Annotated in this window: 14 protein-coding genes; 9 read left to right on the top strand and 5 right to left on the bottom strand. The window is 55.5% G+C overall.

The genetic code is table 11. The features are described 5' to 3' along the window. Nucleotides 1-565: 565 nt before the first annotated feature. A complete protein-coding gene (locus JTI98_RS09980) occupies nt 566-763 on the top strand; it encodes a hypothetical protein (protein WP_044329145.1) in 198 nt (65 codons plus the stop codon). A gap of 5 nt (nt 764-768) precedes the next feature. Here the strand turns inward: JTI98_RS09980 and JTI98_RS09975 are convergent, their stop codons facing one another. Continuing rightward, the gene (locus JTI98_RS09975; protein WP_216082208.1) at nt 769-2,292 is read right to left on the bottom strand and encodes a cyclic diguanylate phosphodiesterase; all 1,524 of its coding nucleotides are present in this window, start codon (nt 2,290-2,292) and stop codon (nt 769-771) included. Between the two features lie 271 nt (nt 2,293-2,563). Between JTI98_RS09975 and JTI98_RS09970 the strand changes: the two genes are divergently transcribed. Continuing rightward, nucleotides 2,564-2,920 (top strand): hypothetical protein, encoded by a 357-nt coding sequence (locus JTI98_RS09970; RefSeq protein ID WP_042999656.1) that lies wholly within the window; start codon nt 2,564-2,566, stop codon nt 2,918-2,920. A gap of 76 nt (nt 2,921-2,996) precedes the next feature. Here JTI98_RS09970 and JTI98_RS09965 read toward each other — a convergent pair whose 3' ends face one another. From JTI98_RS09965 to tctD, 3 genes are all read right to left on the bottom strand, one after another. Further along, complete coding sequence (locus JTI98_RS09965; protein ID WP_216082207.1) at nt 2,997-7,643, bottom strand: autotransporter outer membrane beta-barrel domain-containing protein; 4,647 nt, start codon at nt 7,641-7,643, stop codon at nt 2,997-2,999. A gap of 756 nt (nt 7,644-8,399) precedes the next feature. Then, entirely contained in the window at nt 8,400-9,827 is a 1,428-nt protein-coding gene (locus JTI98_RS09960; protein ID WP_216082206.1) for a sensor histidine kinase, read from the bottom strand. Further along, nucleotides 9,814-10,488: a transcriptional regulator TctD gene (tctD, locus tag JTI98_RS09955; RefSeq protein WP_042999653.1), complete on the bottom strand. Its 675-nt coding sequence runs from the start codon at nt 10,486-10,488 to the stop codon at nt 9,814-9,816. Before tctD ends, JTI98_RS09960 begins: the two co-directional genes overlap by 14 nt. A 152-nt stretch (nt 10,489-10,640) precedes the next feature. Here tctD and JTI98_RS09950 point away from each other — a divergent pair, with 152 nt between their 5' ends. The 3 genes from JTI98_RS09950 to JTI98_RS09940 are packed head-to-tail and all read left to right on the top strand — an operon-like array spanning nt 10,641 to nt 13,589. Next, nucleotides 10,641-11,618 (top strand): tripartite tricarboxylate transporter substrate binding protein, encoded by a 978-nt coding sequence (locus tag JTI98_RS09950; protein ID WP_042999652.1) that lies wholly within the window; start codon nt 10,641-10,643, stop codon nt 11,616-11,618. Nucleotides 11,619-11,632: 14 nt separating this feature from the next. Then, complete coding sequence (locus JTI98_RS09945; RefSeq protein ID WP_042999651.1) at nt 11,633-12,064, top strand: tripartite tricarboxylate transporter TctB family protein; 432 nt, start codon at nt 11,633-11,635, stop codon at nt 12,062-12,064. A 10-nt stretch (nt 12,065-12,074) separates the two neighbouring features. Beyond that, the gene (locus tag JTI98_RS09940; protein ID WP_042999650.1) at nt 12,075-13,589 is read left to right on the top strand and encodes a tripartite tricarboxylate transporter permease; all 1,515 of its coding nucleotides are present in this window, start codon (nt 12,075-12,077) and stop codon (nt 13,587-13,589) included. A gap of 86 nt (nt 13,590-13,675) precedes the next feature. On the opposite strand, the gene JTI98_RS09935 is transcribed toward JTI98_RS09940, so the two are convergent. Next, nucleotides 13,676-15,175, bottom strand: coding sequence for a carboxylesterase (locus JTI98_RS09935; protein WP_216082205.1), 1,500 nt, complete (start codon nt 15,173-15,175; stop codon nt 13,676-13,678). A gap of 273 nt (nt 15,176-15,448) precedes the next feature. Here JTI98_RS09935 and glaH point away from each other — a divergent pair, with 273 nt between their 5' ends. Genes glaH through gabT form a run of 4 tightly spaced genes read left to right on the top strand, consistent with a single transcriptional unit; the run spans nt 15,449 to nt 20,495 of the window. After that, nucleotides 15,449-16,426 (top strand): glutarate dioxygenase GlaH, encoded by a 978-nt coding sequence (gene glaH, locus JTI98_RS09930; RefSeq protein ID WP_044327457.1) that lies wholly within the window; start codon nt 15,449-15,451, stop codon nt 16,424-16,426. 18 nt (nt 16,427-16,444) lie between these two features. Then, a complete protein-coding gene (lhgO, locus tag JTI98_RS09925; protein WP_058586990.1) occupies nt 16,445-17,713 on the top strand; it encodes an L-2-hydroxyglutarate oxidase in 1,269 nt (422 codons plus the stop codon). Nucleotides 17,714-17,737: 24 nt separating this feature from the next. Beyond that, nucleotides 17,738-19,189 carry an NADP-dependent succinate-semialdehyde dehydrogenase gene (gabD, locus tag JTI98_RS09920; protein WP_042999647.1) on the top strand — a complete coding sequence of 484 codons (1,452 nt, stop codon included), beginning with the start codon at nt 17,738-17,740 and terminating at the stop codon, nt 19,187-19,189. A 22-nt stretch (nt 19,190-19,211) separates the two neighbouring features. Then, the gene (gene gabT, locus JTI98_RS09915; protein ID WP_044327459.1) at nt 19,212-20,495 is read left to right on the top strand and encodes a 4-aminobutyrate--2-oxoglutarate transaminase; all 1,284 of its coding nucleotides are present in this window, start codon (nt 19,212-19,214) and stop codon (nt 20,493-20,495) included. Nucleotides 20,496-20,619: the final 124 nt, after the last annotated feature.

The following is a 20,619-nucleotide window of genomic DNA, read 5'->3' as shown; positions in this document are numbered from 1 at the left end:
CCAATCATGATTGGACAGTGCCAAGACAGCACTAACAAAAACAGGAAGTTAGCAGTCTCAGCAGGACACCGACCAGACGGTGAGGGGACAAAAAAGGATACGCAAAGGAGCCGCGGCTCCAGAGTGACATGAAAGCCCGTTGATGCGGGCTTTTTTATTGCTGCTCTCTGGCCTCATTCGCCACTCTCAATGCGACCGCAAACAACAGCCCGCTTTTCTTTCAACGCAGCCTGTCACCTTCCCCTCATACATGCTTTTTAGCCATAGCTGATGTGAGCGTCTGCTATGAGCTGTGAGTTCAACTGATAGACGCAACACACTTATTGAACCGTTCTACGGCGGCTTCATAGTCTGGCGTTTAGCCTTTCTTTAACACCATTGAGATATGCTGGAGTCCTCCTGAACACCAGACAAGCCACGCCAATTCTTTGGTTTATAAAAAAAGAGATCTGGTCCAGATTCAGACTTGCAGGCATGTTCAACTTGTTTTGCACCATGTCCTACGTAGTATCTTCCTGTCAATAAAACATTGGCTCTCCATGAGCCATTTATTCAAGGAATGAATATGTACGTTCTGGCACTGATTTTCGCCCTTTCCAATAACACAACAAAAAGTGAAGTGATTGGCGCGTTTAGCGATCTGGCGCAATGCGAGACGGCATCACTGGCCTATTCGTCAAAGACAAAATGCTATTTTATTGACCCGCAAAAAGGCATGCTGGAAGTGGATAATATAAACACGCAACGTTTACACAAAAAATAATCCACTTATTCAACAACCACTTTGACTTTAGGCTTCGACAAGATAATTTTTATCAGTTCGGTGAAGTTGACCGGTTTAAAGAAATAATACCCCTGCTGGAAGGTAATATCATTGCGGTTCAGGTAGTCAACCTGCGCCTTTGTTTCCACGCCTTCCGCGACGATACTTAGCGACAGTTTTCGTGCCAGATCCAGTACACAGTCCAGAATCCGGGTGGAATCTTCTTCCATGCTGACTCGCGCCACAAAGCTTTGATCAATCTTAATATAATCAATGTGTAGATCGTGTAGGTAAGAAAGTCCTGAATACCCGGTGCCAAAATCATCCAGAGCGATGACAAAACCATTTTCGTGCAGAACGTTGAGCGTCTGTACCAGGTGCTCATCGACATGCAAAGGTTCACGCTCGGTCACTTCGAGCACCAGATTCAAATCTTTTCGGCTGAACCGCGCCTTAAAGTTCAGACACTCGTCGACAAAGGTCGGAGCGGTAATATGAGAGGCGCTGAAGTTAATACCGACATGAAAACCTTCTGGCAACTTCGTGGCGATAGCATTCATATGGGTAACCACTTGTTCCATCAAACTTTGCGTCAGAGGAATAATCAAACCTGACTTTTCCGCTAGCGGAATAAATGACGCCGGGGAAATATATCCGGCTTTCGGATGTTTCCACCTCGCCAGCACTTCAACGCCCCGTAACGTCCCTTCCCGGCCATTCACCACGGGCTGATAAAAAGGCACGATTTCTCCCTTGAGAATTGCTCTGCGCAGCGCTTCTTCCGGCGTGGTGCTTTTATTTAAATACTTAATCAGGGCATACGAGGCAAAACAAGACATGAGAAAAATGAAGATCAGCATCCCCATCCCCTGACTGATGAGTCTTTGCAGGCTAAACACGGGCGGTAAATTATAACGTATTGTGAAGGGGTAACGTTTGGATCCTACCTGTCCGAACTCCTGGCCTGTATCGTTGACGGTCGCCACATCACCGGACAGCCCCAGGATCGCCTTCCCTACCATTAATGAATAATTCGCCTCTTTCAGCGGCGTACGCAGTGAATCACGAATATGCTGATCACTGATGGTGATGACAATTCGGCTCCCGGCAAGTTGATTCTGATATAACAAAACCGGTCGTCTGTTAACCGCGTTATTTGCTGGCGCGAGTTGCAGCGTTGTATCCGGTATTTCAGAAAGATAAGAAAGTAGCATGCGATTACCCGGCAGCGAGGAGCACCATATTTTGCCTTCGCGGTAGATTAAAATGGTCCGAAGATGAGGCTGTAGCGCGGCTTCCGTCCCTAACCGGTACTGTCCTTCCTGATCGCAACCCTTTCTCGTGATATCACTGGCCGTTGACGTCGCGTGAGTAGCCTCATCAAGAATGACATCAATATCACTCGCAACATAGCGGGCCCCCGAAAGACTGTCTGCTCTCGCCGAATACCAGAGCTGCACATTTAAAACAGAAACACCGAGAATAAAGAGCAACACAGCAACAATAATAGGGAGAAGAGTGTTACGCATTGTCAGCCCCGGGCGAGAGAAAAGTTATTATTTTGTCGTTGACTCACTTAACGCCACGAATCTAAAAAGCATGGTAGAAAGAACGATAAATAACCATAGTCATGTCGATATTTATTTGTCGCCGTCAACGCCTATCAGCATGACGCGCTCCTGACGTAACACATGGAAAAAAATCGATATTTCCCGCTTACAGTTTTTTCCTAAAGCCAGCGCTTCGTTTAGATGCCATGCTTAATCACGCTAATAACTTATAACGTAAAGCGAGGACATGATGAAAAAGACTCTAATCGCATTATCTGCACTTCTGCTGGCTTCTCCTGTTTTTGCCGCTACGACACACGCAACCGATAATGATGTCGCTGCCGCACATGAAAACGCAAATACAGCGAAAGAGAAATTACACCAGGCGCAGAATCAGGGTGAAGAGCAAAAACTGAAAGCAGAACACCGCGCCGAAGGTAAACAGGATAATATCAGCAGCAAAGTTAGCGAAGGCTCGCAAGAAACCTGGCATAAAACCAAAGAAGGTACTGAAAAAGGCTGGAACGCCACGAAAGAAAGCGCTGAGCAGGGCTGGAATAAAACCAAAGAAGGCGCAGCCAGCGTAGAGAAGAAAATCAGCGAATAAATCTATCGCCCTGATCATTAAAGAATAAAAAAGCCGCTTACGCGGCTTTTTTATTTCTGCTTTTCCCCGTCTGAACTTACCAGCTGTATTTCACTCCCAGCATGCCCTGGGTATCGCTGTAGCCTTTATCACCCAGTTGTACACCGACATTCCCCCAGACGCTTAAACGGTTATTCAGTTTACCCTCCACCCCGGTACGCACCTCACCCAGATTGCGCGCGCCATCACGGCTGATTTTCACGCCATCCATCTTCACGCCGAAGGATTCGGTATTGTGGATCCAGTTCACTTCGACATAGGGCTGGAACTCACGCTGCTGTCCGTCATCCATTTTGTGATGACTGTTGAGGTACGTTTTCACCCCAAGACGCGTCTGAATGTTGCCATCACCTTCTGTTTCAATGCGCGTACCATCATGCCGGGTATGCGAATCCGATTTCACGCCCATCCAGGTGACCTGTGCCTGCGGCTGGATGTACCAGGTGTTCAGAGAACCCTGGCTGCCGCTGAACGTACCGGCTTTCAGGGTGTAACCCGCTTCCAGCGAGGCCGTCAGCCCTTTAGAGTCATAGCTGTCGCTCTCACGCTCGTCCGCATCCACCGTGTTGTCGAACCAGTTGTACAGCAACCAGCTATCAACATACGCCCCCGTGTTATCCACGGCATTCTGATACCAGGTTCCGTACAGACCGGCGCTGTAGCCGCTGGTACGTCCGTCTGAACCGTATCCTGCACGGTTACTCTGGGTGTTGCTGTGCTCATTGGCGTAACCGCCCATCACGCCGAGATGCCAGCGGTCCAGCCCATCCATACTCCACTGTGCAATGTCGCCGCCCAGTTGCAGCACGTAGCGATTGCTCTGTGTTTTCAGTTGGCCGTCCCCCGCCGAGGAACGTTCATGCCCGCCGACGTGGCGCATCCACATGCTGCCAGCCAGCCCTTCATCCTGGAGCGCATTGCTGTACTGCAGCTCGCCGAGACGATCGTGCAGACGGTGAGCAAACAGCGTGTTCGCAGCAGAAATATTGCTGGTATAGCTACCCGCTTCCGGTCGCAGAACATCCACCGTCCGCGGATCAACAACCGGCGGGTTGTCCGAATCAATCACACCATTCCATTTGCTGGTCAGATACCAGTTTTGCGCCGCCTCGCCGGTTCCCTTCGCCAGCGTGTAGACATACGCACCGGCCTCCACGGAGCCACGGGTCAGGGCGAATTGACCGGCTGAATTGCCCTCCACTTGCACCAGTTCAATGCCGTTGCGGGTCTGCGCGCCAATACCGCCGACATTATTGACGTCCACCCGCGTGTTACCGGAGGTATCGCCATGTACGGTCAGTTTGTCCGTGGCGGAATCATCACCGCCGAGGGCTGTGTTAAATACCATCAGACCGTCATTACCGTGGTAGTTACCGTTCACATCCAGGTGATTACCCGGCTGCATGCCCGAACGCCCCAGGATCACAGTGCCGCTGTGAGTCAGATTGCCGCCGACTGTAAAGTCGGACACCTGCATCGTCCCGCCGCTCATCACATCCACATCCCCGGCGGTGCGACCATACCCCGACAGGGTAGCGCCATCGTGGATATTCACCTGCTGGTTAGCCATATCGACGGCAGAATCGACATCGCTACCCAGCGCAATCTCACCGTCGAGAATATCGGTGGTGCCCGTCCAGGAGGTCAAATCCTGTTTCAGTGTCAACACGCCGCTACCGGTCTTGGTCAGATCGCCTGTGCCGCTTATGGCATTGTCCAGCGTCCAGTCCGTGTCCGTCGCTACCGTCAACAGACCGTTATCCGTCACAGAAGCAGTGCCAAGGTTCTGCTGTTCACTGACGGTCAGTTTGTTGTCTGTGTCGATATTGAACAGGCCGCTAAAACCGCTGTTATCCCCGCTGACGACCACATCTGACATGTTTGCCACATCAATGCCGCCCGCTCCGCTGAGGGTGTTCGTCAGCGTGCCGACAACGCCATTCAGGGTTAATGTCCCGCCGTCGACGATATCGCCGCTGCCTGCACCCAGCACATCATTTACGCTCACTTCCGCCCCGCTGCTGATGGTCGTTTTGGCCGTCAGGGCAGCGTTAGCACCGTCAATCGTTAACAGGCCGCCGTTAACATTCAGCGCACCGCTGCCGGTCAGACTTCCCTCGCTAAGCCCGCCGTTCGACAGGGTCAGCGAGCCGCCATTTAGTGCTAAGGTAGAGTTTGACTGTCCTGTCAACGTACCCGCCGTCTGGGTTGTACCATTGAGATCGGCGGTCGCTCCACTACTGATGTGCAATTCGCTGGTCTCGCCCAGCGCGCCATCGGCGTCGGTGCGCAACGTCCCTGCCTGTACCTGCGTGGCACCACTGTAGTCGTTCAGGCCGTTGGAGAGCGACACGACATCAGCCGTATTCACCGCCAGATTGCCGCTGCCGGAGATCGTCGCCGACATATCAGCGCCAGCCCCCGTCGCCCCCGCATACGGCGACAGCACCAACGTTTGTCCGGAGAGAATATCCAACGCCTTCAGACCGTAGTTTACATACAGGCCATTACCCGGTGCGGTGGTCAGGCGAAAACCATACTGCCCGTTCGCCACGGTCGTCCCGTTCTGCGCTATCTGAAGGGTTTTATCTCCCGCAATCGGCGCACCGTTTTGATCGGCAAGCGTCAGTGAACCACCCGACCCAAGCACAATCGACGCTTTCACCAGCTGTACGCCAATCCCGGCGTCATCCTGCTGGAGCAGGTTTGCGGTAGTATCTGGATTCGCCGCCGCGCCAGTATCGTTCCAGGGATCGGCAAGGTTTACTTTCACCGTGCCGGTACCGTCTGCCTGGTGTTCGCGTCCGTTGTACATTACCCCCGCTGCGCCGGCAACCAGGGTATTGACCGACACCAGACTGTTGGAGATCGTTGCCCCCGGAAGCGTAACGTCAAAAGCCAGCGTGCCCCCATTAAAAAGTAGCCCCGTAAGATCCTGCGTACCGCTGACGGTTGTGGTGTTCCCCGCACTGCTGATTAACAGCGATTGTGCCAACGACGAAGCATTAGTCCCGGAAAGCGCAAATGTGCTATTTCGCAACTCAACCGCTCCGCGAAAACTGTTGCCGACGGCAGGCGTAAAGGAAAAGACATCATCCCCAGCGTGCAGATTGACAGACATCAACCCCGTGCCGTTCAACATATTGCTGAAGGCAAAGTCATTAGTGCTGGTATCGGTGGCACCGACAATTTCGAGCGTGCCATCACTGCCAATCGTTACTTCACTGCTGCCAAGGCCGGTTCTGTTAGCGCTAGATTGCAGAGCCGAGGTGAGCGTGCCGCCATTGACCAGGGTCTTCCCGCTGTAGGTATTGTCCCCCGTCAGTACGGTATGCCCGGCCTGATGAACAATCGTTCCCTGGCCGGTAATCGGCATAGCGAGCTGATATCCTCCCGCGGTGGAGGGATCGTTGGTAGTGTGATTGAGCACAAGAGAACCGGTACCCGAGCCAAACGTCACGCCGGTCACGCCGGAAATCACGCCCGCTCCGGCGGCGGCCTGTCCCTGAGCCGCGCCAATGTTCACTACGCCGGTGCTTGAGGCATTCTGCGCAATGAACAGTTTGCCATTCAGGTTAAGCGCGCCGCTGTTACTCAGGTTGAGAGTACCGTCGCCCACGGCGCCGACGGTGGCTGACGTCGCATCCAGACGCGATCCGGCGCCATTGATATTCACCGTCCCCTCGCCGCCATTTGCCGCCAGGCTCACCGCGCTGGCAACCACTTTCCCACCCGACTGAATATCCAGTATCCCTGTCGCGGAATGACCCACGTTGAGTTTTTTGGTGACGTCACTGGCGTCAGCGATCCGCCATTCCCCGCCGTTACTGATATTCACTCGCCCGTAACCCGCAGGCGAACGTCCCAGCATACTGTCGGCGCTACTGCGTACAATGGCAGAGTCAGAGATATTCAGCGTTCCCGAACCATAATCCCCGACCCGCAGCGCGCCGGTGCTCATTGTTGAATTCTGACCGCTAACGCTGACGGTTCCGACCCCGGCCTCAAAACTGCCAATCGTTGTCATACCGGCGTTCAGCGCACCGCCCTCTTCAATGTTAATCACTCCTGTGCCGCCATAACCAATATTCAGGTCCTGGAGCGCCCCCGAAGGATTCACTAAATTCCACAGCCCACCCGAACGGATCGTAGCGGACCCGTGACTGCCATTTGATCCGCCCAACACGCCCAACCCTGAAGTATTCACCACCGCAGCGTTGGAGATGGTCATGGTGCCGACACCGTACTCGGCAATGGTCATCGCTCCTGAACGTAACGAAGAGCCGGAACCATCGACGTTCACCGTACCGTTCGCCTGGGTGTTATCGCCGATAATGAGCTTGTAGACATCCGATCCTGCTACCACACCGCCCGCGAGAATATTCAGCGTGCCCACGCCGTTCATGCCGACGAAAGTGTAGTAATCCAGTGAATATCCCGTCGACACGTTGACCACCTCGCCATTATCAATAATGGCCGAATAGGCGGGCAGAGAGGCCAGCAGCAGCAGTGACAGGGCACTACATTTAAAAAGCGGTTGCAAAGCATGGTGTTGTTGCGCGGAAGAGGACGTTGTTTTCAAAGATGAATGGGTTGATGACTGGCTTGTCCCTCTCACCAACTCGGAACAAACCTGAAATACCTTCAGAACTTCATTCCATATAACGCGATAATTTGTGTTCATAAAAAATGCTCATAATCTGATAAAATGTTTATATGCGGTGTAATTGTTTTTAATACGCAACATAGAATCGATAAGCTTCCCTCACCTGGAAATGGGAAATAGAGGGCTATTCAGAAATGAATTCTGAACAGTCTTAAATTAAATAATCTATTGATGGTGTTATAATGATTTCACATATTGTCTCCGACAATAGTATCCATGCATGAGTAAATAACGAACATCCAGGATCCACGATTTACTCTCCGGAGAGGGCGTTAATGAATCACAGACCATCGTCAGAAATAAAAAACAATATTATGCAAATATATAACGCGTGTCCCTGTACAAAACATCCACTCATGCCAGTTGGTGACTGACAACACACGATAAATTCAGACCTTCTGGTGACGACCCGGGAGCGGTTCGGCGGCAGCCATTGCAGCTTGCTGTTTGGTTAATAATGTTTATGTAATTCTTGCGCTCAGTTTTACACTCGCCTAAAAAGCTGTCAATACGCCCCCGGACTATTAGCCTGAACATTAATATCAGAAAATAATAATTAGTGAGCATAAATTCCTGGGAAGGACAGATGACGAAATTCTATTTTTCCGTATCATGAAAGGGAAAATAGAGAGGAACCCTGGATTTTTATATTGCGCAATAAGATTTTTAGCATTTTGCCAGCGTGTAAAAACTGCCTTTGAAAAGCACTTTTTGCTAAAAGCTTTTATGGCCCAATGTGGTAATTCCGGCTATCTAATTGTCTATAAAGAATATTTATGTTTTCATCGGGATGTGAGCGACCACTAAAAAGCGAACCCGAACATGTAAACCGCCTAACGTAGTGCTGCGTGAAAGATGAGGATGGGTGCGATGCAAACGGGCAATATCAGAAACCAGCGCCAGGCCAATGCCTGCTCCGGCTTCCGTTCCGGCATTTTCAAGACGATGGAACGGCAGCATTGCCTGATGAATCTGTTCATCTTCGATGCCAGGACCACTGTCCTCGACCTCCAGCACCACGGCCTCACCTTCCCGACGTAACCTGGCGGTCACCGTCCCTTGCGCCGGGGTATATTTCAGGGCGTTATCCAGCAAATTACCGCACAATTCCCCCAGCAGGACATCATCACCGTCTATCCATATCGCCTCCAGCACGCCTTCATAACCCAGGTCGATGCCTTTACTGCGCGCCTGCGCCAGTCGCGTGAAACAGCTCGTCTGCACCACCTCGAACAGATTGACCGGTGAAAACTGCCGCTCCCCCTGCTCTTTTCGCTTCACCGCCGAAAGCTGTAACAACCTTTCCGTCAGCAGGATGGTGTTGTCCAGCGTCGTACTCATCGCCCGTAAACTCTCGTGCCACTGCTGAGGCTGTTCGCTGGCAAGCGCCACGGCGGCCTGCGTTTTCAACACGGCCAGCGGGGTTTTCAGTTGATGAGAGGCATCGGCGCTAAACCGTTCCTGCCGGGAGATCAGCGCGCGCAGGCGATCGAGATAGCGGTTAAACGCGACGATCAGCAACCGCGTCTCCGACCAGGGCAGCAGTTCAGGTAACGGCGTCAGGAGTTCCGGTTCACGTCGCACCATCAGTGAGGAGAGCTGGCGCATCGGCCGCAGCACGCGGCGCAGCAGCCAGCCGACCAGCACCAGCGTCAGCAGCACCAACAAACCCTGCGTTACCGATGACGAAAACAGCAGTTGTCCTGCCAGGTAACGCCGCGATTGTAGCGTCTCTGCGACGTAGATCTCCGCCATCCCGACAATGCCGCCCTCGTTTACCGGCTGCAACAGGCGCGCCACGCGAATGGCCTGCCCCTGATATTGCGTATGATAAAACCAGGCCAGCGCAGGGTAGAGTTGCGTGCGAGGGGTGGAAGGCGGCATTGCCGGCAGGTCGTCGTAACCCGAAATCACCTTCCCCGACGGATCCACCACTTTATAGTACAGCCGGTCGTTCATGTTCAGTTCAAAGCTGTCCAGCACCACCCACGGAACATTGACCTCCAGCGTTGCATTGCGGACCACCAGCCGCTCCGCCACCGTGCGGGCAGACGACAGCAGCGTGCGGTCATAGGCCTGCGTTGCCGCCTGCAGGGCGCTGACGTAGCTGTTAAACGCCGACAGTCCCCACAGCAGAATCAACGGTAGACCAAGAAACAGCATCAATTGCAGGTATAACGACTGGGGTTTAACCCACCTCATTGCCGCACTCCAGCACGTATCCCAGCCCGCGCAGCGTGGTGATCCGCACATTGCTGCCCTGTAATTTTTTCCGCAGACGATGAATGTACAGTTCGATACTTTCGGGGCTGACCTCATCGTTCAGGCTGAAGACCTGTTCGAACAACTGCTGGCGCGATACCGGACGGGTTCTGCGATACATCAGCACCGTCAATAGCGCCAGTTCACGCGGGGTGAGCGCCAACGGTTGCTGCTGAAGCAAGAAATACCCTTCATCATGGAATGCCAGATCGCCCAGTTGCTGAAGCTCCTGTACCTGTCCCGCACTGCGCCGGAGCAAAGCCCGCAGCCGGGCGTCCAGTTCCTCAAGTTCGAAGGGCTTGGGCAGATAATCATCCGCTCCGGCATTGAGTCCTTTTACCCGATCCGCCACCGCGCTACGCGCTGTCAGCAGCAGCACCGGCAACGTCTGCGCACGCTTACGCAGACGCTGCACCACTTCCAGTCCGTCGATCCCAGGCATATTGATATCCAGAACCGCCAGCGCATAGGTTTCGCTATGCAGAAGATGGTCGGCAGCCAGTCCGTCGAACACACAGTCCACGGCGAATCCGCTCTGCACCAGCGCTTTTTCCAGCCAGTGAGCCAGCTCACGGTTATCTTCCGCCAATAAGAGACGCATATCACATCCTGTAAAGTTTCTGCCGCATTGAAAGGGAAATGAAAGGTTAATGTTTTAACAATCACGCAACTGAACCGCTACATGTTGGTTCACATAATCAAAAAATAATCTTCCGAACCCTACCATCCGGTTCTCCGGCGTGAGGATAAATAATGAAAAAACAGTTCGTTCGTACCCTTGCTGCAAGCGTTTTACTGATGAGCACCTCTGTCCTGGCGCAAGAAGCGCCGTCGCGTACCGAATGTATCGCCCCGGCGAAACCGGGCGGCGGCTTTGACCTTACCTGCAAACTGATTCAGGTGAGCATGATGGAAACTGGCGCTATCGAGAAACCGATGCGCGTCACCTACATGCCGGGCGGCGTGGGCGCGGTCGCCTATAACGCGATCGTCGCGCAACGGCCCGCCGAAGCGGGGACGGTCGTGGCGTTCTCCGGCGGTTCGCTGTTGAACCTGTCGCAGGGTAAATTTGGTCGTTACGGCGTGGATGATGTGCGCTGGCTGGCGAGCGTCGGCACCGACTACGGCATGATCGCCGTGCGCGCCGACTCGCCGTGGAAGTCACTGAAAGATCTGCTCACCGCGATGGAAAAAGATCCCAACAGCGTGGTGATTGGCGCCGGGGCCTCTATTGGCAGCCAGGACTGGATGAAGTCGGCGCTGCTGGCGCAACAGGCTCACGTCGATCCGCACAAGATGCGCTATGTCGCCTTTGAAGGCGGCGGCGAACCAGTCACCGCACTGATGGGCAATCATGTACAGGTGGTTTCCGGCGATCTCAGTGAGATGGTGCCCTATCTGAGCGGCGATAAAATCCGCGTCCTCGCCGTCTTCTCTGAAAACCGTCTGCCCGGACAACTCGCCAATGTGCCTACCGCCAAAGAGCAGGGTTACGACCTGGTCTGGCCCATCATTCGCGGCTTTTATGTCGGCCCAAAAGTCAGTGATGACGAGTATCAATGGTGGGTGCAGGCATTTGAAAAACTCCAGCAGACCGACGCGTTCAAAAAGCAGCGCGACCTGCGTGGCCTGTTCGAATTCAATATGACGGGTCAACAGCTTGATGAGTATGTCAAAAAACAGGTGACCGGTTACCGCGAGCAGGCGAAAGCCTTTGGCCTGGCGAAATAAAGATGGAGGCTCCGATGAGCGATCGTATTTTCGCCGGTATCTGGCTGTTGCTGTGTATCGCCGGGCTGTTTATCGCCTGGCAAATTCAGAGTGAATACAGTTACGAACCGGTCGGCCCGCGTCCGTTTCCGCTGGGGATTATCGCCCTGATGGCGCTGTGCGCACTGGCACTCCTGTTACGCCATCCGGATGTTGTGGACTGGCCGCGCCGGCACGTCCTGCAAAAACTGTTAACCATGGTGATCGTCCTGTTGATGTACGCCTGGGGCTTTGAGTGGCTGGGCTTCCCTGTCGCCACCGCCATTCTGACGCTGGTGATTGGCATTCTGTTTGGCGCCACATTACCCGCCGCGGGCATTTCCGGCGCGATCCTCGGCGTCGCCCTGTGGTATGCCTTCGACCGCCTGCTTGATGTCACCTTACCGCTCGGCGCCTGGCTGAGTTAACGGAGAAACGATGGATACCTGGATATATCTTTCTCAGGGTTTTGCGGTAGCGATGACGCCGGAAAACCTGGTGATCGCGCTGATCGGCTGCTTCGTCGGCACCATTGTCGGTCTGCTGCCGGGTCTGGGGCCGATCAACGGCGTGGCGATCCTGTTGCCACTGGCCTTTGCTTTGCATCTGCCAGCGGAATCGGCGCTAATCCTGTTGGCAACGGTTTACATTGGTTGCGAATACGGCGGACGCATTTCGTCGATTTTGCTCAACGTGCCCGGCGATGCGGCGGCAATTATGACCGCGCTGGACGGCTACCCGATGGCGCAACAGGGGCGCGGCGGCGTCGCGCTCTCTATTTCAGCGGTCAGCTCCTTCTTTGGCTCACTGATCGCCATCGGCGGAATCATTCTGTTCGCCCCCTTACTGGCGCAATGGTCGCTGGCGTTTGGTCCGGCAGAGTACTTCGCGCTCATGGTTTTTGCGATTGCCTGTCTTGGCAGCATGATGGCGCAAAATCCGCTGAAATCGTTTCTGGCGGCGCTGATTGGTCTGGGACTGGCGACCGTCGGCGTTGACGCCAACACCGGGGTGTATCGCTTTACCTTTGACAGCGTGCATCTTTCTGACGGCGTGCAGTTTATCGTCGTGGTGATCGGCCTGTTCTCGGTTTCTGAAATCCTGCTGATGCTGGAACATACCAGCAGCGGGCAGAAACTGGTACGCAAAACAGGGCGCATGCTGTTCAACGCCAAAGAAGGCGCGCAGTGCGTCGGCGCGACGCTGCGCTCGTCGGTGATTGGCTTCTTCGTCGGCGTGCTGCCGGGCGCGGGTGCCACCATCGCCAGCGCCATCACCTACATGACCGAGAAAAAAATCAGCGGCAACAGCGACAGCTTCGGCAAAGGCGATATTCGTGGGGTTGCCGCACCAGAAGCGGCGAATAACGCGTCGGCCTGTGGCTCGTTTATTCCGATGCTGACACTGGGCGTGCCGGGCTCCGGCACCACGGCGGTGATGATGGGTGCCCTAACCCTGTACAACATCACGCCGGGACCGGCGATGTTTACCGAACAACCGGATATCGTCTGGGGATTGATTGCGGCTCTGCTGATTGCCAACGTGATGCTGCTGGTGATGAACATTCCGCTGATCGGCCTGTTCACCCGGATGCTGACCATCCCACTGTGGTTCCTGGTACCGGCTATCGCGGCGGTTTCCGCAGTCGGCGTGTACGCCGTACACAGTACAACCTTCGATCTGGTGCTGATGGTCGCGCTCGGCGTGCTGGGCTACGTTCTGCGCAAAATGCACTTCCCGATGTCGCCGCTGATCTTAGGCTTTGTGCTGGGCGAAATGCTCGAACAAAACCTGCGCCGTGCGTTGTCGATCAGTAACGGCAATATGGCGATTCTGTGGGAAAGTAGCGTCACCAAAGTGCTGCTGGTGATGGCGGTGGCAGTCATTGTGATCCCGCCGCTGTTACGGATCCTCCGTAAGCGCCACACCAAACCGCAGGTGGATGTCGGGTAATGCCTCGCCGGATGGCGCTTCGCTTATGCGGCCTACCCGCAACCCAGGCCGCATAAAACACGCCGCGTTATCATCCGGCAACAGTCTCAATTCTTAACATTCCCTCCGATAACCGCCTCAATCCGTTCCTTCATATAGGGAAAGAACGGATTCGAGGTGACACGCATTAACGTATCCAGCCCCACCAGCAGCGTGGAGGTCTCTCCGCGCAGCGCAATCGTGCCAATGCTCAGCCCATAGCGATTCAACACATCCGGCTTCAACCCATACAACGAATCGGTCAGTGGAAAGGGCACCGCCACATGCGACAACGAATACATCTCCTGCGGCCAGGCCTCCTGTAACGGCTGAACCTGCACATCACGCGTTCCGGCGAGGGTGTCACGCGCCACCACGGCCAGCGTTTCTGCCGTGGCATTAGTGACCACCGTTGTGCGGTAAGCTCGCGGTACGGAGGGCAGCAACGTCGCGGCGGCGGTATAAGAAGATGTCCGCAGCAGAGGGCGCAGGTTAGCCGCCTGATTGATATCAAACAGCACCAGTTCGCTGCCGTTAGGTCCCAGATAGCGATACAACGACTCCACTACCGCCTGGGTGCTGACGGTGGAATCCATTACCGACTGGAAGGTCAGCACCGGCGGCAGATCGTGAAGTCGCATAGTCTGCGCATCCTGCACAATTTGCTGCTGTAGCGCTTTGGTCAGCAGATAAGACTGCCGCGCCGCATTGACAGGAAACGAATTGTATTTGAAGGGGTTAAATTCTGGCGTGACGTTGAGCCACGCGGCTTTGGCAAACGCGGGAAACAGCGCCGGTAACCCCGCCAGCCCGGCAAAACGGGCGAATAACGTGACGCCAATCATCGGTGACAGCAGTACCACCTGACGCGGACGTCGCAGCGTGGCGTCGTCCAGACTGTCCAGCGTGTATTTCAGCGCCAGCGCGCCGCCGTTAGAGTACCCCACCAGATGCAGCGGCACCTCGTTACCCGCCAGTCTCGTCGCCTCACGCACCGCCAGACGTGTCGCGGCCAGCCACGCTTCCCAGTCGACCGCCGTTAACGCGCCTGGCGCGGTGCCGTGTCCGGGCAGGCGTGGCACCACGGCGATAAATCCCTGCTGCTGGTAGATCCGGGCGATATCTTTCAGGCTGTAGGGCGAGTCGGTCAGGCCGTGGAGCATCACGGCAACGCCCCGCGGTTTGCCTTGCGGCATCAACACGAATGAGCGGTTCCAGTTGGGGGTAAATTGCGCCGGAGCAACCCGACTGCCCGACCAGAAACGGTTGATCGGCGTCTGCTCATCCGGGCTCAGCGTATCGCCCACCTGTTTTTGTAGATCGGCAAACAGCGCCGCTTCCCGTACCTGATACTGCGCAAAGGTGGCGTTATCCAGCGCCGCCGCGCTCATTTCATTCCCGTGCCAGGTATGCCAGGAATGAAGATCAGGCCCACTCTCTGTCTGATACACCCGCACGCCGAGAAAAATAATCAGTACCACCAGCAGCGTCAGCACCACGTGTTTGATCAGCGCCAACAGGCCGGAACTGACCCACTTCACCCGACGGAAGAGGTTTTTAAGCAACATGTTTATCCCGAACCTCGCTCATCAGACACACCGCAACCGGCGTTAGTGTAGGCTAACCGGCGGTTTCCTCAACCTTTTCCGCCCTTTTCTCCCGATACGCATGCATTTATCCCTGCATTTAATAATGTTAAATATTTGTTGTTTTTGATCACAAAAAAAAAACAAAAAGTTCATTTTGTGCGCGTTTTCTAAAAATGTAGATATTTTTAATTTATGGCTACGAAATGAGCCTCGCCATGTCTCCCTGACCATCTACTGAGAGGATCGATTCTGATGAATGCACTGACTGCCGTTAAACCAAACGTTGAAGATCCAGGCCAGCCTGGCAACGGATTTACGCTGAAACCGTCAGCCCAATCCCCACGTCTGCTGGAGCTGACCTTTTCCGCCCGGACAACAGAACACTTTCTTCGGCAGGTCGCGCAATGGCCGGTGCAGGCACTGGAATACAAATCGTTTCTGCGCTTCAAAGTGGGCAAGATCCTTGACGATCTGTGCGACAACCAGCTGCAGCCGCTGCTGCTGAAAACGCTGCTGGATCGCGCAAAGGGCGCGTTGCTGATCAACGCAGAAGGCATCGATAACGTGGCGCAGGCTGACGATATGGTCAAACTGGCAACCGCGGTGGCCCATCTGGTTGGACGCTCCAACTTTGATGCCATGAGCGGTCAGTATTATGCGCGCTTTGTGGTAAAAAACGTCGATAACTCAGACAGCTATCTGCGTCAGCCACACCGCGTAATGGAGTTGCATAACGACGGCACCTACGTCGAAGAGATCACCGATTACGTGCTGATGATGAAAATCGACGAACAGAACATGACCGGCGGCAACTCGCTGCTGCTGCATCTTGACGACTGGGAACATCTTGACGAGTACTTCAGCCACCCACTGGCGCGCCGTCCGATGCGCTTCGCTGCGCCGCCCAGCAAGAACGTCAGTCATGATGTGTACCACCCGGTATTTGACGTCGACCAACAGGGCCGCCCGGTTATGCGCTACATCGACCAGTTTGTGCAGCCAAAAGATTTTGAAGAAGGTGTCTGGCTGAGCGAGCTGTCTGATGCGCTGGAAACCAGTAAAAGCATCCTGTCCGTTCCGGTTTCGGTGGGTAAATTCCTGCTGATTAATAACCTTTTCTGGCTGCACGGTCGCGATCGCTTTACTTCACACCCGGACCTGCGCCGCGAACTCATGCGTCAGCGCGGCTACTTCGCTTATTCCACCCACCACTACCAGACGCATCAGTAAGCGTGAAGGAACAAGCGGATGTATGATTTTGTGATTATTGGCGGCGGCATTATTGGCATGTCGACCGCCATGCAGTTAAGTGAGGTCTATCCGGACGCTCGCATCGCGCTGCTGGAAAAAGAGTCCGGCCCGGCCTGTCATCAGACAGGCCACAACAGCGGCGTGATCCATGCCGGGGTTTATTACACTCCCGGCAGTCTGAAGGCGCAGTTTTGTCTCGCCGGTAACCGTGCGACCAAAGCCTTTTGCGATCAAAACGACATCCGCTACGACACCTGCGGCAAGATGTTGGTCGCCACCTCTGAACAGGAAATGGAACGGATGCGCGCCCTGTGGGATCGCACCGCCGCGAATGGCTTAGAACGCGAGTGGCTGAATGCGCAGGAATTGCGCGAGCGCGAACCAAACATCACCGGACTCGGCGGCATTTTTGTGCCGTCCAGCGGGATCGTCAGCTACCGGGAGGTCACGGCGGCGATGGCGAAAATCTTCCAGGCCAGAGGCGGCGAAATTATCTACAACGCCGACGTCAGCGCTCTGAAAGAGCACGCCTCGGGCGTGGTCGTGCGTACCCGCCAGGGACAGGAATGTGAAGGGTCGACGCTAATTACCTGCTCCGGACTGATGGCCGATCGGCTGGTGAAAATGCTCGGCGTCGAGCCAGGTTTTATCATCTGCCCGTTCCGTGGCGAGTACTTCCGCCTGGCGGCGGAACACAACCATATCGTCAACCATCTGATCTACCCGATTCCCGATCCGGCGATGCCGTTTCTCGGCGTCCATCTCACCCGCATGATCGACGGCAGCGTCACGGTTGGGCCGAATGCGGTGCTGGCGTTTAAGCGCGAGGGCTATCGCAAACGCGACTTTTCGCTCAGCGATACGCTGGAGATCCTCGGTTCTTCCGGCATTCGTCGGGTTCTGCAAAACAACCTGCGCGCCGGTTTAAGCGAAATGAAAAACTCGCTGTGCAAGAGTGGCTATCTGCGACTGGTGCAAAAGTACTGCCCGAGCCTGACGCTAAACGATCTGCAACCGTGGCCTGCAGGCGTCCGCGCTCAGGCCGTTTCGCCGGACGGCAAGCTGATTGACGATTTTCTGTTTGTCACCACACCACGATCGATCCACACCTGCAATGCCCCCTCCCCGGCGGCGACGTCAGCGCTGCCTATCGGCGCACACATCGTCAGCCAGGTACAAACGCTGCTGGCAAGCCAGAGCAATCCCGGACGCACGCTGCGTGCGGCACGTAGCGTGGACACCTTACACGCCGCTTTCACCCGTTAACCTTTTTTCAGACAGGAAGCCATCATGCAACTAAACGATCCGACGTTGTTCCGTCAGCAGGCCTTGATCGACGGCCAGTGGCGCGATGCCGATAGCGGCGAAGTCATTGCGGTGACCAACCCGGCCAACGGCAAGACGCTGGGCAGCGTGCCAAAAATGGGCAGCGCGGAAACCCGCGACGCCATTGAGGCCGCTAACCGCGCACTGCCCGCCTGGCGCGACCTCACCGCCAAAGAGCGGGCGAATATTCTGCGTCGCTGGTTCAATCTGATGCTGGAGCATCAGGACGATCTCGCCCGCCTGATGACCCTGGAACAGGGCAAGCCACTGGCAGAAGCCAAAGGGGAGATCAGCTATGCCGCCTCCTTTATTGAGTGGTTTGCCGAAGAAGGCAAACGCATTTATGGCGACACCATTCCCGGACACCAGGCCGACAAACGCCTGATCGTCATTAAGCAACCGATTGGCGTTACTGCCGCCATTACGCCGTGGAACTTCCCGTCAGCGATGATCACCCGCAAAGCCGGTCCGGCACTGGCGGCTGGCTGCACGATGGTGCTTAAACCCGCCAGCCAGACGCCGTTCTCCGCGCTGGCGCTGGCGGAACTGGCAAACCGCGCCGGGATCCCGCCGGGCGTATTCAGTGTTGTCACCGGTTCGGCGGGCGCGGTCGGTAACGAACTGACCCACAATCCGCTGGTGCGCAAACTGTCGTTCACCGGTTCGACGGAGATTGGTCGTCAGTTGATGGAACAGTGCGCCAAAGACATCAAAAAAGTCTCTCTGGAGTTGGGCGGTAATGCGCCGTTTATCGTCTTTGACGATGCCTGCCTCGATAAAGCAGTTGAAGGCGCGCTGGCGTCCAAGTTCCGCAACGCCGGACAGACCTGCGTCTGCGCCAACCGTCTGTATGTGCAGGACGGCGTTTATGAGCGCTTTGCGGAGAAGCTGCAACAGGCGGTGGAAAAACTGCATCTCGGCGACGGTCTGGCACCCGACGTCACTACCGGCCCACTGATTGATGAGAAAGCGGTCGCCAAAGTGCAGGAGCATATTGCCGATGCGCTGGAAAAAGGGGCGCGCATCATCACCGGCGGAAAACCGCACGCGCTGGGCGGTAATTTCTTCCAGCCCACCATTCTGGTGGACGTGCCAGACAACGCAAAGGTCGCCAAAGAAGAGACCTTCGGCCCGCTGGCTCCGCTGTTCCGCTTTAGTGATGAAGCCGACGTGATCAGACAGGCCAACGACACCGAGTTTGGTCTGGCGGCCTATTTCTACGCCCGCGATTTGAGCCGCGTCTTTCGCGTTGGCGAGGCGCTGGAGTACGGCATCGTCGGCATTAATACCGGCATTATCTCGAACGAAGTCGCGCCGTTTGGCGGGATCAAAGCCTCCGGTCTTGGCCGTGAAGGTTCCAAATACGGCATCGAAGATTACTTAGAAATCAAATACCTGTGCATTGGCCTTTCATAATAAATCAACTGGAGAACACCTGATGAGCACCAATAACGAATTAATGCAGCGTCGCGCTCATGCCGTCCCGCGTGGCGTAGGACAAATTCATCCGATCTTTGCCGCGCGCGCGGAAAACTGTCGGGTCTGGGATGTGGAAGGCCGTGAATTCCTGGATTTTGCTGGCGGCATTGCGGTACTGAACACCGGACACCTGCACCCGCAGATCGTCTCGGCAGTCGAAGCGCAACTGAAAAAACTGTCCCACACCTGCTTCCAGGTGTTGGCCTATGAGCCGTATCTGCAACTGTGCGAAATCATGAACCAGAAAGTGCCGGGCGACTTCGCCAAGAAGACCCTGCTGGTCACCACCGGTTCCGAAGCGGTAGAAAACGCGGTGAAGATCGCCCGCGCGGCAACGAAACGCACGGGGACGATCGCCTTTAGCGGTGCATACCACGGTCGCACTCACTACACCCTGTCGTTGACCGGGAAAGTGAACCCGTACTCTGCCGGAATGGGGCTGATGCCGGGTCACGTCTATCGCGCGCTCTATCCGTGCGCCCTGCACGGCATTAGCGAAGATGACGCCATCGCCAGCATTCACCGCATCTTTAAAAATGATGCCGCGCCGGAAGATATCGCCGCCATCGTGATTGAACCAGTACAGGGCGAAGGCGGTTTCTACGCCGCCTCTCCGGCCTTTATGCAGCGCCTGCGCGCGATTTGCGACGAGCACGGGATCATGCTGATTGCCGATGAAGTACAGAGCGGTGCGGGGCGTACCGGTACGCTGTTTGCGATGGAGCAGATGGGCGTGGCACCGGACATCACCACCTTCGCCAAATCCATTGCCGGGGGCTTCCCGCTGGCGGGCGTCACCGGACGCGCCGACGTCATGGACGCCATCCCGCCGGGTGGACTGGGCGGCACCTATGCCGGTAACCCGATTGCCTGCGCCGCCGCGCTGGCGGTCCTGAACATTTTCGAGCAGGAAAATCTGCTGCAAAAAGCCAACGAACTCGGCAAAACCCTGCGCAACGGTCTGCTGGCGATTGCCGAAACGCATCGTGAAATCGGCGATGTCCGTGGGCTGGGGGCGATGATCGCCATCGAACTGTTTGAAGACGGCGACCACAACAAGCCGGATGCAAAACTGACGGCAGAGATCGTCGCGCGCGCCCGCGATAAAGGTCTGATCCTGCTCTCCTGTGGGCCGTACTACAACGTGCTGCGCATCCTCGTTCCGCTCACCATTGAAGAGTCGCAAATCCGCCAGGGGCTGGACATTATCGCCCAGTGTTTTGATGAGGCGAAACACGGTTAACACGCCTGTAGCGCTGCCGGACAAGATGCCTCGGCGTCTTGTCCGGCCTGGAAAACCTCTCCTCTGAAGGCCGGATAAGGCGGAGCCGCCATCCGGCAAACGGTTCAATAACAATAAAGAGGTC

It is taken from the genome of Citrobacter sp. MGH 55, assembly GCF_016906145.1.
GTDB lineage: Bacteria > Pseudomonadota > Gammaproteobacteria > Enterobacterales > Enterobacteriaceae > Citrobacter_A > Citrobacter_A amalonaticus.
The sequence above is the reverse complement of the archived record's forward strand: the minus strand, read 5'-3'. Positions and strand labels throughout refer to the sequence as shown.